The organism is Echinicola strongylocentroti, from assembly GCF_003260975.1.
Taxonomy (GTDB): domain Bacteria; phylum Bacteroidota; class Bacteroidia; order Cytophagales; family Cyclobacteriaceae; genus Echinicola; species Echinicola strongylocentroti.
Window position 1 is genome coordinate 2287974 of record NZ_CP030041.1, and the last position, 16383, is coordinate 2304356.

Genomic DNA, 16383 nt, shown 5'->3' on the forward strand with positions numbered 1-16383 from the left:
TTTCCCTATTCGGTATAGATCCTACAAAGCACATCACGAAAACGATTCCGTAACTAATACAAAAGCTACTTGAAAATAAAACTATAAATAACCATTTTAGAACACTACAGTTATTTACTACTATAAAATAACTCACTTAAAAATACAATTTTAAAAAACACACATTAAAACATACATTTAACACGTTGAGCAACCATTAAAAAAAAGAAGTAAACGAAAGAAATATGCTTCTGGCATTTTTAATCCAAAAGCCCTAAATTACATTTCAGCAAAAATTTTGGAAACCAAATCCATCTACAGGACAAAAACACAGCATGCAGCAAAAAAACCTCAATAACCGCCGAGACTTTATCAAAACTACCTCTACATTAATAGCTGGAGGCTTACTCTTTCCCCACATCAATTTTGGCAAAGCCCTGGATCCCAAGGCAGCCATCGTCGGTCACGGTGATTTTCGGTACAAGGTCAAAAAGGAATGGGGCACGCAGGATCCATCCATCTACCCTGTAAAGGACTGCCATGAAATGGTCCAAGATAAAAAAGGTAGGCTCATCCTGCTGACCAATGAGACCCAAAACAACGTAATGTTTTATGACCGTTCCGGAAAAGTCCTGGATACTTGGGGACATGACTTTCCCGGTGCCCATGGGCTGACATTACACGATGAAAACGGCGAGGAATTTCTCTATATCACCGATCACGACCGCCATCAAGTCTTCAAAACCACCTTGGACGGAAAGATCCTCCTCACCTTGGATTATCCCAAAGAAACAGGCGTCTATGACGGCCCAGAAAAATACAAGCCCACTGAAGTGGCCATCAGTCCGAATGGAGATATCTATATCGCTGATGGTTATGGACAAAGCTATGTCATCCAATATTCCTCCACAGGAGAATACATCCGGCATTTTGGTGGCAACGGTGACGCAGACGACCAACTCAAGCAAGCCCACGGCATCTGCTTGGATACCCGAAAAGGAGGCACTCCTGAGCTGATCGTTACGTCACGAATTGCCCATGAGTTCAAGCGGTTTTCGCTGGACGGGAAACAGCTCGAAACTATCGCTGTCGGCAACTGCTGGATCAACAGACCTGTGATCAAGGGAGACAATCTTTACTTCTCCGTATTGCGCACCGAAACGGCTGAAGGCGATGATGGCATCAGCTTGGTTTTGGACAAAAACGACAAGGTCATCTCTGCCCCCGGCGGTTCTGCGCCTACTTATGTGGACGGAAAGCTGCAAACCATCACCTTTGACGGCAAGACCTTCATGAATCCCCATGATGTGTGCATCGACAATGACGAAAACATCTATGTTCCCCAATGGAATTCTGGAAAAACCTACCCGGTACTGCTTGAAAGAGTATAACGAGTAGCAAACGACCCAAAATGGCCCTTCGCAATTCCCATAGCAACATCCTTCTATCCAGCCTTACCGGTATGGCAATGCTAATGGTATGTGGCCTATCCTGCTCGGAAAGCCGGAACACGGACACGGTGGATTTCAATGCAGAGGTCCGGCCCATCATCAATTCCAAATGCATTTCATGTCATGGCGGAGTCAAACAGTCTGGGGGATTCAGTTTGCTTTTTGAAGAAGATGCCCTAACGGCTACCAAATCAGGCACTCCAGCCATCATCCCCGGAAAGGCACATATCAGCAAAATGATCCAACGTATCGAAGCTACTGATCCCGATGAACGCATGCCTCCCGAAGGAGCACCGCTGAGCAAGGAAGAAATCACCACCCTCAAAAAGTGGATCAACCAAGGAGCCCAATGGGAAGACCACTGGGCCTTTATCCCTCCCGAACGCCCAGAACTCCCCGCAGTCGATCAGGAAGATTGGGTCAACAACCCCATCGACCAATTCGTGTTGGGAAAATTGGAAAGCAAGGGCTTGACACCGACTGATGAGGCTCCTCCTGCGGAATTGATCCGAAGGCTGAGCCTTGATGTGATCGGACTACCGCCCACGCAGAAAATGGTCGAGCGCTTTCGGCAAAACCCCAGTGACAAGGTCTATGAAACCATCGTAGATGAACTGTTAGCCTCATCTCAATACGGCGAGCACTGGGCGGCGATGTGGATGGACCTGGCACGCTATGCGGACACCAAAGGCTACCAAAAAGACCGCCACCGTCCTATGTGGAAATTCCGCGACTGGACCATCAAGGCCTTCAATGCCGACATGCCCTTTGATCAGTTTACCATTGAGCAAATAGCGGGCGACCTTCTCCCGGCACCTTCCAAAGACCAGCTGATTGCCACGGGCTTTCACCGAAACACCATGACCAACGACGAAAGCGGCACCGACGACGAAGAATTCCGCGTGGCGGCTGTACTGGATCGTGTGAACACCACTTGGGAAGTGTGGCAGGGAATCACCTTTGCCTGTGTACAATGTCACAGCCATCCCTATGACCCCATTCGTCATGATGAATATTATGAATTTTACGCTTTCTTTAACAATACACGGGATGCCGATACTTGGACAGACAGCCCCACGATGCCGGTCTATACGGAGATAGAAGCTGCTGAGCGAAAAAAAATAATGCACTGGCTAGATAGTGTAAAAAGCCAAAATACCGCCAACTACCAACTCGCGAGTCTCGTCCAAGAAAAGGAAACCGCCTTGGCAAATATCAAGCCCGATCCGCTTCCAGTGATGGCCGAGCTTCCCGCTGAGGAAAAACGGAAAACGTATGTTTTCGAAAGGGGCAATTGGATGACCCATGGAAAACAAGTATCCCCTGACGTCCCTGGCTCCATGCCCCAATTACCAAAAGACGCCCCTAACAACCGCCTTGGACTTGCCAAATGGCTGGTAAGTGATGAAAATCCGTTGACGGCAAGGGTCACGGTAAACAGGATATGGGGCAAACTCTTTGGGAAAGGCATTGTAGAAACACAGGAGGATTTTGGCTCGCAGGGCATTCCTCCCACACATCCAGAATTACTGGATTGGCTGGCTATCCACTTTAGGGAAGACCAATCTTGGCATATCAAAAAACTGCTAAAAACCATCGTGATGTCCGCCACCTACCGTCAATCCTCTGCCGTCACCCCTGAGCTACTGGAAAAAGACCCGGCCAATTACTGGCTGGCAAGAGGCCCTCGGGTGAGGCTTTCGGCCGAGCAAGTCCACGACCAAGCCTTGGCTGTCAGCGGATTGCTCAGCGAAAAAATGCTCGGTCCATCCGTCATGCCACCACAACCTGATGGAATATGGCAAGTCATCAACAATCCTGAAAAATGGGTCCAGAGCACCGGAAACGACCGTCACAGGAGGGGCCTTTATACCTATTGGCGTAGGACCAGCCCTTATCCATCCATGATGGCTTTTGACAGTCCCAGCAGGGAAGTCTGTGTCAATCGCAGGATTTCTACCAACACGCCCTTGCAAGCATTGGTGACACTCAATGATCCTGTGTATATTGAAGCAGCACAAGCACTTGCAAAGAAAATGAGCCTGTCCGAAGAGTCGGTAAAGGATCAAATTGCCTACGGGTATGAACTGGCGCTTTTCGAAGCTCCTACTGAAGCAACCCTTGGAACACTCATATCCCTTTACGAAGAAGCCAAGACCCATTTTGGAAACGGTGAGTTTTCATTGGTCAATTTAGACCAAGAAATAAAGGATCCCGACATGAATGCCAAAACCGTCGTAGCCAATGCCATTATGAATTTGGATGTATTTGTAACAAAAAATTAAAAAAGCCACTTCGATGAAACGTTTACCCCTACTTCAAGGACAATCATTGACGAAGTGACCAACCACCTAATAACGAAGACCATGAATCTCTTGGAAGAAATAGCCTATCGAAAAGCGGAACTGAACACCAGAAGGCACTTTATGAAAAAATGTCTTTCGGGCATGGGCACTATGGCCCTAGGGTCACTTATGGGGAGTAGCCTAAGTTCTTGCGAAAGGGCCACGGACGCACTTGGCCAGCTTAGGGACAGTGCCAATCCGATGAACCCTTTACCGCCTCATTTTCTTCCCAAAGCCAAAAGGGTGATCTACTTGCACATGGCCGGTGCCCCTTCCCAGTTGGAGCTGTTCGATTTCAAGCCAGAGCTGCAGAAGCTCCATGGACTGGATTGCCCACCTTCGTTATTGGAGGGGAAAAAATTTGCATTTATCCAAGGGACACCCCAAATGCTCGGGCCGCAGTTTAATTTTAATCGCTACGGTGAATCCGGTGCCTATGTATCCGACAGGTTGCCCCACTTCAGCCAGTGTGTGGACGACGTGGCTTTCCTCAAGGCCATGCACACGGATGAATTCAACCACGCCCCGGCCCAATTGCTGATGCAGACAGGAAGTGCCAGGCTGGGAAAACCAAGCATGGGGTCTTGGGTCACTTACGGGCTGGGCTCCGAAAACCAAGACTTGCCGGGATTTGTAGTGCTGGTTTCTGGTGGGACGACACCAAGTGCAGGCAAGAGTATCTGGGGAAGTGGTTTTCTCCCTACCGTTTATCAAGGTGTCCAGTGCCGCTCCAAGGGAGACCCAGTCCTCTACCTCTCCGACCCAAAAGGGATGAGCCGAGCACTCCGAAAAAAATCCATCGAGGCCATCAATGACATCAATCGCACCCAATTTGAGGAGGTCGGTGATCCAGAGATCATGACCCGCATAGCCCAATACGAGATGGCCTATAAAATGCAAATGTCCGTCCCCGAAACCATGGACATCAATGACGAGCCAGACTATATCCATGAAATGTACGGCACGGAACCTGGCAAGGCCTCCTTTGCCAACAACTGCCTTTTGGCCAGAAGACTGGCCGAAAAAGGGGTTCGGTTTATCCAACTGTATCACTGGGGATGGGATGCCCACGGTGCTGCCAAAAGCGAGGCCATCAACCATGGCTTCAAAAACCGCTGCCAAGAAATAGACCAGCCCATGTCAGCACTCCTCAAAGACCTCAAACAACGCGGACTACTGGACGACACATTGGTGGTCTGGGGAGGGGAGTTTGGCCGTACGCCTATGCGTGAAAACAGAGGCGGCAAAGAAATGAAATTTATCGGCCGGGACCACCACCTAGAGGCCTTTACCATCTGGATGGCCGGAGGAGGCATCAAGCCCGGCATCACTTATGGGGAAACGGATGAAATCGGCTATTACGGCATTAAGGACCGTGTACATGTCCATGATCTCCAAGCCACCATCCTCCATCAGCTTGGCCTAAACCACGAGCAGCTCACTTATCATTTTCAAGGGAGGGATTTTAGACTGACCGATGTCCACGGCAATATCGTTGAAAAAATCCTCGCTTAAACCTTTCACTGACCACATAAAACCAGTACCGCTATTCCTCGAATGAAAAAGCTATCGCTAATCCTCCTGATCACCGTGATTGCGGTCTTACCAGCCTTCGCCCAGTCGATTCCGGAACTACAGGAAAAACCCTCCGACCTATCGCTATTTCTGGGAAGGTTTCATCCCTTGATCGTGCACTTGCCCATTGGATTTATCCTTTTGGCATTTTTGATGGAAGTGCTTTCCAGCCTTCCCAAATTCAGGCATTTGGGAGCCAGTGTCTCCTTCGTGCTTGTATTGGGTATCCTAAGTGCTGTGGGGGCTGCGGTGTTGGGGTACTTGCTGTCGCTTAGTGGAGAATACCAAGGTGCTACGCTAGACTGGCACTTATGGCTTGGAATCGGCACAATTGTATTGGCCATTGTCGCGTTGCTTCTTAAGACCAAAGGGGTTTCCAAGATTTATTTCCCGGCCCTGTTTGGTGCAGTGGTCTGTCTTAGCTTTACTGGACACCTGGGAGGCAATCTCACCCATGGATCGGACTACTTGGTAAAGTATATGCCCACCCCCATGCGAAAGGTCGTCGGGCTACCGCCAAAAGTGAATGACGAAGGTCCTGTCATCACCAATTTAGAAGAAGCCGTTATTTTTGATGATGTCATCAAGCCCATCACCGATGGCAAATGTGAAAGCTGCCACAATCCCGAAAAAACCAAAGGTGACCTGAGGCTTGACGCCAAAGAAGGCTTTCAAAAAGGTGGTGAAAATGGCCCCGTATTTACCGCCGGACAGCCAGCGGACAGCGAACTGATCAAACGTATCAAACTCCCCCAAGACCATGATGATGTCATGCCTCCAGAAGGCAAAAACCCACTTTCCAAAGAAGAAATACAGCTATTGGAGTGGTGGATCGAAAACGAGGCCTCCTTTGATAAAAAAGTAACAGAAGTAAAGACCTCACCGGAAGTACAGGAAATCTTGGATGCCCTGGTCAATCCTCCCCAAAAAGAAATAAACCCCGTATTTACCATGGACATCGATGCGGCGACAGAAGACGATCTACAGGATTTACGAAAAAATGGCTTTTCTGCGGCGCCTATCGCATCGGGCATTCCATTGCTCCAGGTCAGCTACCTTAACACCAACGCTCCACTGAGCGCTCAGCAACTAAAGGTCTTAAGCAACCACAGTGATCAAATCGTCTGGCTGAACCTTTCGAAGGTCAGGCTGGAACAAAAATTGGATTATGGCTTCCTGAAGGACTTTGAGCATTTGACGGAGCTCCACATTGACCATACTGCCATCACTGACGAGGAGCTAAAAGCTCTTAAGAACATGAAATGGCTGGAATACATCAACTTATACGGAACGGAAGTTTCGGACAAGGGATTGGCCAACCTCCATCTGCTCAAGCACCTAAAAACGGCCTACCTCTGGCAAACCAACGCTACACCAACCGGCATCTCCACGCTTCAAGAAAAGCTTCCTGAACTACAAATTCACACACAAGCCCCTTCCCTGATATTGGTCAGCGCTGATACCACGGAAGAAGTAACCACCAAAAATTGACTGGGTGATGCAGGGAAATGGTTTTGAAAAACATTCATATGAACTAGTAGTATGGGTCGATCGTTTGCAGGGATTTCCTTCTTTTCATATACCTAAGAGGTCTTTTATTTGATTGACTTTGGCTGGGGAAACCTGATCATCTTGGTGGAATTTATCCTTTTCCTTTTTTCCATTGATGAAAAATGAAAGAAAAAAATCTAGGCCGGTGGTATGCCTTTTAAAATGGAACATGGATTTACCCTGCGACCGAGATCCGTCACCCATTTTAATTTCCACCCGATGGCTACGACCTAAAAGTGAGTGGGTCTCGCTGTTCCACGACGCGAGCCAACTCACTTTTTTAACGGCCTCCACCATCGGCTGGAAAACAGGCATACCAAGGGCCGTAATAAGGAAGCGATACCTTTTTTGGCTATGGGGGGGCTTATAGTTCTCGCTCAACTCGGTTACTTAAGAAAATGTACCACTACATGGAATAATGATGATAATTTATCCATAAGAAACTTATTAATCGGATCCGCCTTGCAGGTATTGGGCGTTTAGAAATTAAAAAGCGGGTGGGCAAAAAGGCAGGCTTGTTTGACGAAATGCTGCCCAAAAAGAATGTTGGCAGCTAAAGAAGGTTTACCTGGCTTTAGATAGGCCTGCTTGGCTTTAGACAGGAGGAGTTTGCCTGCATGAGGGGAGGTTTTAATTTTAGGCCAATAGATGCACAACGGCGGGTTTTTTTGGTTACTTTTTTGACCTGAAGCAAAAAAGTAACAAAGGTAAAGGGATGAAAACCACCTAGGAATTTAACTAGAAAAATAACTGCCCAAGGAAAAAATATAGAACCCATATTTTCCAGTTACACACTAACTAAACGGCATTGACAACGGGTTTAATAAAAGAGCTATTAGTGTTTTTTATACACTTAAAATTTTTTATCTGGAAAAGCTATGCTATTTTTGAACAGGTCAAAGATCAAGGGATCATGGCCTTCTTAACCAAAATAGACCCCAAAATGAACATCAAAACGTTATTGTGCGCTACCGTACTGTTATGCACGGCCGTTGCGGGATTTTCCCAAAGTACCATTACAGCAAAAGATCCGATCACACCGGGCAATCCTGTCATTACGGAAAAATACACCGCAGATCCTGCAGCCATTGTCCATGATGATACGGTATTCCTCTACGTGGGTCATGATCAGGCTCCTAAAGAAAAAAACTTCTACGAGATGCATGAATGGCTCATCTATTCCTCCACCGACATGGTCAACTGGGAAGAAAGGGCCGCTGTCAATGTAAAAGAGACCTTTGACTGGGCTGCCGGTGATGCCTGGGCTGCTGAGGTGATCGAAAAAGACGGGAAGTTCTTTTGGTACGTAACGGTAAGCCACAAAGAAATCCATGGTAAGGCCATTGGCATTGCCGTATCCGACAGCCCGGTGGGACCTTGGAAAGATGCCCTTGGCCATGCCTTGATCACCAATGACATGACTACGGATACCAAGATCAGTTGGGATGATATTGACCCGTCGGTATTTATCGATGACGATGGTTCTGCCCACCTTTTTTGGGGCAACACGATCTGTTACTATGCCAAACTAAAGGACAATATGCTCGAACTGGATAGCGATATCCAACACATCGACCTGCCCAACTTCACCGAGGCACCTTGGGTACACAAAAAGGGCGATTTCTATTACCTTTCCTATGCGTACAAATTCCCTGAAAAAACCGCCTACGCCATGAGCGAAAGCATCACCGGACCATGGAAGTACCAAGGCATCCTGAACGAGGTGGCAGGCAATACCAACACCAACCACCAGGCCATCATCGAGTACAAAGGCAAGGATTATTTCATCTACCACAATGGCAGTATTCCCACCAATGGCGGTAGCTTCAGAAGGTCCGTCTGCATCGATTACCTATACTACAATCCTGATGGCACCATAAAAAAAATCATCATGACCTCTGAGGGAATCGACCCTGTGGAGTAAGTGCATAAAATTGCTGTCTCCTAATTAAGCTATTTTTATTAGGAGACAGCTCATATTTTTAACGTGATGCGTAAGGACCAAAAACTGCTTTCACCATTCGCTTTTCGTCCCTATCTTCCAAAATAATGACTTGATACGTTTTGCCTCTCGGAGCTACTCTTACCAGAATATGCCCTCGCTGCGAACCATAAACGTTATCTATACGGTCACCTATCACGAGCTTATTCGCTTCCAGCATTCCCGTAGTAAAAATATCCCGGTCGCCAGGGTACAATTCTTTGGATGAAATTCTCCTCAACACATCATCCCCAGGATGATCCGATGACCAAGATTGTTGTACCCATACTCTTGGTCGGATAGTACGTACATAATAAGCGGATTGTGAATCCCTATTGCCGTGATGGTTTAGCGTAGCCACGTCCACTGGCCCTATAACTGGAGCAATCTGCGCTTCTACACTGTTGAACCTTCCTTCGCCATAAGGCCCAACTCCACTGATGTCACCTCCTGTCCAATAGTCAAATTCTCCGTAAGACACACGAAAGCCATTACTTAGATCATTTTCATTGGAAGCACCTAGTGGGAACACCGCTTCTCCCTCACCAGTCCACGCCCAGCCATTGCCAACGATGTTTCTTATCCCAAAAGTCGGATAATCAGTTGCCTCAGACAGTTTCACCTGGTTGTTCTTGCCAGGCAAAAACTTAGAAACTTCCATCCCATTTTCCTTTTCTTGATATTCTAGGAATTTCCAATAATTGCTTACGGAACAAGCATATACCGAATCGCGACTTCCAGCTTCCAATGCCAGTTGTATTTTCTCCTTCGAAAACTTCACTTGACTGTTTTCATAGCTAGGGTAATCTCGGTCAAGTACCCTCTTGACCGGAATCAAGGTCCCCACGCCTACCAAACCTGTCAACTGATAGTTCCCTTCTTCACTCCTAGGGCTATAGGAAGTACAAGTCCCAAAATGGTCGGAATGAAAGTGGGTAAGTACCGCATAATCTATGTGGGTATCCCCTCCCAATGGGCCAAACTGAAAAATATAATCTGCAATCCACTCATAGGCGTATTTATCTGTATTGGGTAACCTTGGAGTGTTTCTAGCAGACAAGGTCCTCGGATCGTCCTCGGATGATTCGCCGGCATCTACCAACATGGTGATCCCATCGGGCAAAACATAAAAAGCAGCATCCCCTCTACCCGTATTGATGTGATGAAGGTCCAGCATACCTAGTTCCCATTTGGGTAACGGCTGACCAATATCCTGTGCATTTGACACGTTTCCCAACATGATCAGGGATAAAATCAAAATTAAATTTCTCATAACTTTTTGTGTTTTCTTAATACGAAAGAGGCTCCCCAAAAACAAGGAACCTCTTCAATGCTAAATATCGATTACAAAGTAAGTGACTCTTTGAAAAACATATCGTAGTCAGAATCTATCTGAAAAGAAGTCACTCCCATGGATCTGTTGTACTTGATATCTCTACCAGCTCCAGTTTTATGAAATTCCAGTTTATAATGGCCAATATTAACGGAAGGAATCACTTCCATGTACATTTTCTGGGCCATCCTTATGGATTGTGCAGTGAGCTCTGTCCCATGGTCAAACAGAAAGAAATGACAAGCCACATCCTCTGCACGCTGATACCTATTGACGATCTCTGGCAGTTCACGAACACGTACTCCAAACCGTGCCTCACCCCAAAAATACCGCCGTGCTTCCCTATCCAAAAAGATGAGGTTTTCCATTAATCCATGTTTCTCCAGTACCGCTCTCAGCTTTTCATAGTAGGCAGGTGTTTTGTTCACCGACTTAACATCCACCATTAAGTCAAACCTGCCTTCACAAAGCGCTGCGTACTCATCAAAGGTCATAGGGCTAAATCCCGCTCTGAGTGATCGGTAGTGTTTTAGCTCATCCCAGGTCACTTCCGTCACCTCCTTATCCACCCCATAAACCCGCTTAAAGTCCCTGTCATGATGTACAAACAGCACTCCGTCCAAGGTTTCGCAGACATCCACCTCTACCATTCCATATCCACGCTTATAAGCTTCCTCCAAGCCCTGGGGATCGTACTCTTCATACAGCTCCTCCACTACACCTCCCCTATGGGCGATCAAGTACGGATCAGGCAAGGCTTTGCTGTTTTGAAGGAGAGAAGCAAAGACATCTGGATTATCCAAGTTCATCATATCAATATCATATTGCAACAAATCCAAATAGGCTTTTCGCTGGTCCTGAGCTATCCAGCCCATTACCTTTACCCCTTTGGCATGCGCCTTATCGATAAGCTCCTTGCTAACATTGGCTGGCTCTACCTCAATGATCTCTGGATGGAAGGCTTGATAGAGTGAATCAAAATCATCTTCTTTGCCCACTTTGATTTTTAGCGGCAAGCCAGTATCCAAGGCCACAAACTCCTTGGCCATTTCCCAGTCACCAAAGTAGAAAAAGGAATTTTCGGAAGTAACACCCCAGGCCTTGGCTTTGGTGACAAAATCAGCAATATCTCCCGCTTTAAAATCAACATATAGCTTCATGCGGGAATCCTTGTACAAGCCTACCAACTCCTCGATAGCAGGAACATGCTCGTCTTTGAATCCATGCCTATACCATGAGCCTGCATCCAACTGCTCTATATAACCTGAGGTCAAGTCAGCCAGTTTTCCGATACCATCAGTTGTTCTATCCACGGATTCATCGTGCATATTATAATAAACACCATCTTTGGATTGGCGAACGTCCATTTCCAAATAATCAGCTCCCATCTTCTTGGCCGCCTCTGCCGCAGCCAAGGTATTTTCAGGTGCATGCCTATTTCCCCCTCGGTGCACCACCAATTCTATATCCCTTGCAGCTTGGGCATCAGCATTAAGGCTGGTAAAAAAGGCCATGACGCCAATAGCCCAATTGACCAATTTTCTGTTCCCGTTCATTAAAAAACGTATTTTAAACCAAACTGAATGGTGTAAGGATTGTTGACGGTATAATATTTCTTTCCGGCATTTTCCCTGATTTGATAATCGTAGGCCTTATTGCCCACATCAAACCCCGTCACATCATATAGGTCGGTATTGGAAATGTAATGATACCCTCCCCACTCCTTGTTCATTAAATTAAGCACATTAAAAATATCCCCTCTTAGGATCACTTTGTGTTGGCTTTGGAAAGTGAAGGTTTTGGAAGCACTCAAGTCCCATGATGTCCGGACAGGATTGATCCCTGCAAAAGGCTGCGCCACTTGTCCCATATTATTCATCAAGTATTCCCTGTACTCAGGACTGGTATTATCCAAAAGCTGCTGATAATCTGCACGAAAATCCTCTGTAAGGCCGGGATCATTTATATCAAAAATATATGGCTGGATGTAATTTGTACTGGAAGAATTGGTGGCCACTCCCACGATATCATATCTCCTGTGCATGGTCGCATGAAAACGTTCGCTCTGTACCATCATGAATTTGGTACTGATGTTAAATCCATGAAAAGTAGGAGAAACTGCCGTAATCAGGAATTTATGTTTCATATCGTCCAAATCATAAGACCTGCTCATCAAATCACCAAACCCATCGTAAGACTGCCCTACGTAGTGATATTCACGGGCATTTCCTGAGTTATAGCGTACCCCACCTTTGGAAGCCCCCCTGGTATAGGAAATATTGACACTTCCATCTTTCCACTTCATATTGGCTTCCAGCACCAACGCCACATAGGTATTGGCCCAGTCCGCTGAAGTATAGTACATCACTTGGTTAAATTTGTCCGATTTTCTGGCATCTAGCCAGTTTACAGAAGTCGAATTTTGATCCAGTGTGCTCAAGGGTGCATAGACATCCCTACCTCCCTCTTGGTCAAGGGTAAACTCGGGATTATCCTTGAGGTTAATATTGGTATAATAAGAATTGTTTAGCGTGGAATTATAATAACCTGAAACACCGACATTCAGCCAGTTGTTCACTTTGTGAAAATAGCCCAGGTTAAACTTCCAAGTATAAGGGTTTTGGAGGTTTTCGTCAATGGCCACCACATAAGCAGGTACATCGGTACTTAGGATTCCCTTTTCCACCAATTCGTTGACATACTCTTCACCAGGGACATTGTCAAAATTCTCATAATAAGCATCCCAGTCCGGGGTAGGCAGATCTTCTTGGGTCACTACCCTGCCAGAACCGTCTGCATAGGGCATACCTACTTCGATTACCGGCCATGCATAATCTACCCCATTATCGATATGCGACATGGTCAGCGCCTGCGTCGTAAACTGGGAGACAAATCCCCCGCCACCTATTTTGATCACATCGGTACCTTTACCATTGATGTCCCACACGAGGTTGATACGAGGTTGGATATTGTTCAGGTCCATTGGTGCCACATCGTTACGAATGCCCAGTTCCTGTTCGAGCAAGGCATTATAGGTAGGTTTGACAGGGATTAAAGATGCATCCCACCTCAAACCAGCAGTCAGCTCCAAGTCATCATGCAAATAAGTCTGGAGCTGTCCATAAACGCCCGTTTCGAATATAGTTGGTTTTACCCTTCCGCCTGCATCGCCAAGGGGAGTCTTCCTTTCGTACCGATAAGGTGTCCTATTTTCCAAATCCTCCACACTGGCAAAATAAAATTCACCTTGCTGATAGTGGGTCAGCTGGTCAGAAATACGCTCATGATAGATATCCAGACCTGCTGTAATCCTGCTCTTCCCTACCAGCCAAGTATAGTTGTCGATCAGTTGATAAGCCCTCTGGCTGATGATCTCCGGAGCCCAGTATTGATTTCCCCAGAACACTTCATCCCCGTCTGTGTCACCATTGCCAAAATCCGATTCTACATATACTCGTCCGATGGCCACCCTTCCGTTATACGGCTCTCCTGGACGGAGCATATAATTGGTAGATAATCGAAGGGTGTTCTTCTGAGTGGGGCTGATTTGAGAATTAAGGTTCAGCTGAACACTGTGGTCATATGACTCTTCTCCATACTGTGCAGAGAATATCCCATTGCCAATCAGCTTACGCGGATTGGAAAAACTATGGTAATTGTACTTTAAAGTGGCCGAATGAACACTATTGATTTTCCAATCCAGCTTTCCTAAGAATGAAATGGTTTGTTGCGGAACCCCTGGCGCTACGCCATACTGCTTGTCATATCCTCCCAGCTTATCCTTCACCACACCAGGAATACCATATTGGTTTTCCAGAATATCGATCACATTTACCAAATCCTGTTCTTTTACGCGCAAGTCTCTTTCGGAATTGTTTTGATAATCCCAGTGGCTGGCCCACGGTTGGTTTTTCTTATAATAATCCCCGACCACAAAAAAATGAAGTTTGTCCTTGACAAGAGGGCCCGAAAGGCTTACGCCAAACTGGGTAGTCGTATAGGTGTCTCCTTCATTGGTATTCCCTCGACACTATCATCGTTTAATAGTCCGTTTTTTGAAAACTTATCCCCAGTCAATGCATCTCCAGCGTAGTATCCCCAAGCACTGGCATGAAACTCATTGGTCCCTGATTTGGTGATCGCCTTGATGGTCCCCGCACCACCTCTGCCGGAAGTGACATCATAAGAATTGGTAGCCACTTCAAACTCCGCTATTGCTTCCATGGAAACAGGAAATGCTCCGCCCGACAGGTCTCCAAAAACCCCGCGTCGGTTGGACACACCATCTATGGTCAAACCTGTCATCCCTGGCTTTGCCCCTGCCATTTGGGTCCCTGACTTCGCCAACGGTGAGAGCTCAGCAAAGGATGCATAATTACGCGTAGGACTTGGCAATGAATTCATCATCTTGGAATTGATCTTCTTCGCTGCTCCCATTCGGTCTTTTTCCACTGAGAAAAAATCCGGCTCGACGATAACACTCTCCAAATCGGAGACATTGTCATTCAGGGTAATCTGCCCAAGGTTTATCCGATCTCCCTGCGACAGGTTTATTTTCTCAGCCCTGAAATCACCATAACCCAAATAACTCACTCTTAGCGTATATGGACCTCCGGTAGGAATATTTTGGATAACAAACCTTCCATCCAGATCGGTTACGCTCCCAGTGGTAAAGCCAGTACTTTCATTCTTCACGAAGACATTGGCCCCCACCAATCGCTCTTCAGAAAAATCCCGAACCACCCCCTCAATGAGGGTTCCTGTTCCTTGTGCCAACACCCCCGAAAGTGTGCTGCCCAAGAGCAATAAAATAGTAATGATTTGTTTCATGGATAGTATTTGGTTAATTATTAAGAATTCGACGCTAATAGCCTCCCAAGAATAGCCTAGGGACAATTGCTAAAAGTATCTGTTGTGAAAGTTTCTACGGGTGAAAGCTGATCTATAGATTTTTTACTATCCCAAAAAACCATATAAAATTTCCCTATGTAAAGAATTACACATAATGGTTTTGTTAAAAAATATCGACACAATAGTTACCTATGTAAAGGGAATATCAAGCAATCAATGATACACAGCGTCTTCATTCTCAAAAAACAACAGGAAAGGACTAAAATAGGCCTTTCGACCCTGATACCAATATTTGCTTTTTTAAAAAAAATGTCACATTCCAGTATTAACTGGGTTAAGTTCTGGTTACTTCATCCAAAAATATGCTGACTTAACAATGAGAAGTCACCTGACATACCCATAAAAAACACCTCGCCTATACACTGAATGCTCCTTCAGCCATTCTTCAAAAAAACTCCTACAAAATCCTCCCAAATCGTAATCCAAAATATCCGAAGGCTTTACCCAAGCATATTCATCGGCCTCATCATTGAGCACGACATCGTATTGGGCTGTCCGACAGGTATAATCGATAAAAATAAAATGACGCTTTTCGCTAAAATGCTCGCTGTTTACACTTTCCTGCACACTCGCCAGCTGTAGGTCAAAAACATCCAGGCCGGTCTCCTCCTTCACCTCCCTGACCAACGCATCTTCCATACGCTCGCCTTTTTCGATGTGCCCACCAGGTATGACATATTGGTCATTCCACTTGGCAGATTTGCAAAGCAACACTTCTCCTTTGGGATTGAAAATAATCGCTCCTACGGTAGGTTCTGGATAGATTGAATTCATTTTAGCTAGCTTATTTTTTTTGCAAATTTAAGGATAATGCTGTATCGAGGGTCATGTAGGCAGGGCAAATGCGTTTAGTGGTTTGAAAGGAAACACTTTTCGTGTAGGCATAGCTATCATCCGTGCCGATGGCACTCCTTCGGGAGGTTGAGGAGAGCTTAAGCTCCTGCGGATGAATCCGCAGGTTACTAAATTTATCGTGCCGATGGCACTTTGCCCCGATTTATACATTGGAAACCGCAGTAGCCTAGGGTCAAGGCAACGCTTAAATGACGGATAAGGCGGTAGTGGATTTTGGACGAGATCAAGGCGCAAAAAACGCCCCTAGCCGTAGCTAAGGAAGTCTTTTTGCAACGTAGAGATAGGCCAAAAGACACACCGGATTACACGTAGGTTTAGGTTTGGCTTGACACTAGATTGCCGAATGGCGGGATAGGCTGAAAGAATGATTACACACAAAAGGATAAATTCCGTAATCAATTT

Annotated in this window: 11 protein-coding genes; 5 read left to right on the plus strand and 6 right to left on the minus strand. The window is 46.2% G+C overall.

Going from position 1 to position 16383, the window contains the following annotated elements; all coding sequences use genetic code 11:
• The first annotated feature begins 314 nt into the window (after positions 1-314).
• The 4 genes from DN752_RS08820 to DN752_RS08835 all read left to right on the plus strand — a co-directional run bounded on the left by DN752_RS08820 (position 315) and on the right by DN752_RS08835 (position 6841).
• Positions 315-1370 (plus strand): NHL repeat-containing protein, encoded by a 1056-nt coding sequence (locus DN752_RS08820; protein ID WP_112783601.1) that lies wholly within the window; start codon positions 315-317, stop codon positions 1368-1370.
• A gap of 20 nt (positions 1371-1390) precedes the next feature.
• Positions 1391-3715: a PSD1 and planctomycete cytochrome C domain-containing protein gene (locus DN752_RS08825; RefSeq protein WP_112783602.1), complete on the plus strand. Its 2325-nt coding sequence runs from the start codon at positions 1391-1393 to the stop codon at positions 3713-3715.
• An 81-nt stretch (positions 3716-3796) separates the two neighbouring features.
• Entirely contained in the window at positions 3797-5290 is a 1494-nt protein-coding gene (locus DN752_RS08830) for a DUF1501 domain-containing protein (protein ID WP_112783603.1), read from the plus strand.
• A gap of 42 nt (positions 5291-5332) precedes the next feature.
• Positions 5333-6841, plus strand: coding sequence for a c-type cytochrome domain-containing protein (locus DN752_RS08835; RefSeq protein ID WP_112783604.1), 1509 nt, complete (start codon positions 5333-5335; stop codon positions 6839-6841).
• An 84-nt stretch (positions 6842-6925) separates the two neighbouring features.
• Here DN752_RS08835 and DN752_RS24445 read toward each other — a convergent pair whose 3' ends face one another.
• Positions 6926-7216, minus strand: a complete 291-nt coding sequence (locus DN752_RS24445; protein ID WP_162633177.1) for a hypothetical protein — start codon at positions 7214-7216, stop codon at positions 6926-6928.
• Between the two features lie 628 nt (positions 7217-7844).
• Here DN752_RS24445 and DN752_RS08845 point away from each other — a divergent pair.
• Complete coding sequence (locus tag DN752_RS08845; RefSeq protein ID WP_112786476.1) at positions 7845-8825, plus strand: glycoside hydrolase family 43 protein; 981 nt, start codon at positions 7845-7847, stop codon at positions 8823-8825.
• A 58-nt stretch (positions 8826-8883) separates the two neighbouring features.
• On the opposite strand, the gene DN752_RS08850 is transcribed toward DN752_RS08845, so the two are convergent.
• The 5 genes from DN752_RS08850 to DN752_RS08870 form a co-directional block, all read right to left on the minus strand.
• Positions 8884-10155, minus strand: coding sequence for a ComEC/Rec2 family competence protein (locus DN752_RS08850; protein ID WP_112783606.1), 1272 nt, complete (start codon positions 10153-10155; stop codon positions 8884-8886).
• Positions 10156-10226: 71 nt separating this feature from the next.
• The gene (locus tag DN752_RS08855) at positions 10227-11771 is read right to left on the minus strand and encodes a glycerophosphodiester phosphodiesterase family protein (RefSeq protein WP_112783607.1); all 1545 of its coding nucleotides are present in this window, start codon (positions 11769-11771) and stop codon (positions 10227-10229) included.
• Positions 11771-14149, minus strand: a complete 2379-nt coding sequence (locus DN752_RS08860; RefSeq protein WP_112783608.1) for a TonB-dependent receptor — start codon at positions 14147-14149, stop codon at positions 11771-11773. Before DN752_RS08860 ends, DN752_RS08855 begins: the two co-directional genes overlap by 1 nt.
• Positions 14150-14190: 41 nt before the next feature.
• A complete protein-coding gene (locus DN752_RS08865) occupies positions 14191-15045 on the minus strand; it encodes a carboxypeptidase-like regulatory domain-containing protein (protein ID WP_112783609.1) in 855 nt (284 codons plus the stop codon).
• A gap of 405 nt (positions 15046-15450) precedes the next feature.
• Complete coding sequence (locus DN752_RS08870) at positions 15451-15900, minus strand: NUDIX domain-containing protein (RefSeq protein ID WP_112783610.1); 450 nt, start codon at positions 15898-15900, stop codon at positions 15451-15453.
• Positions 15901-16383: the final 483 nt, after the last annotated feature.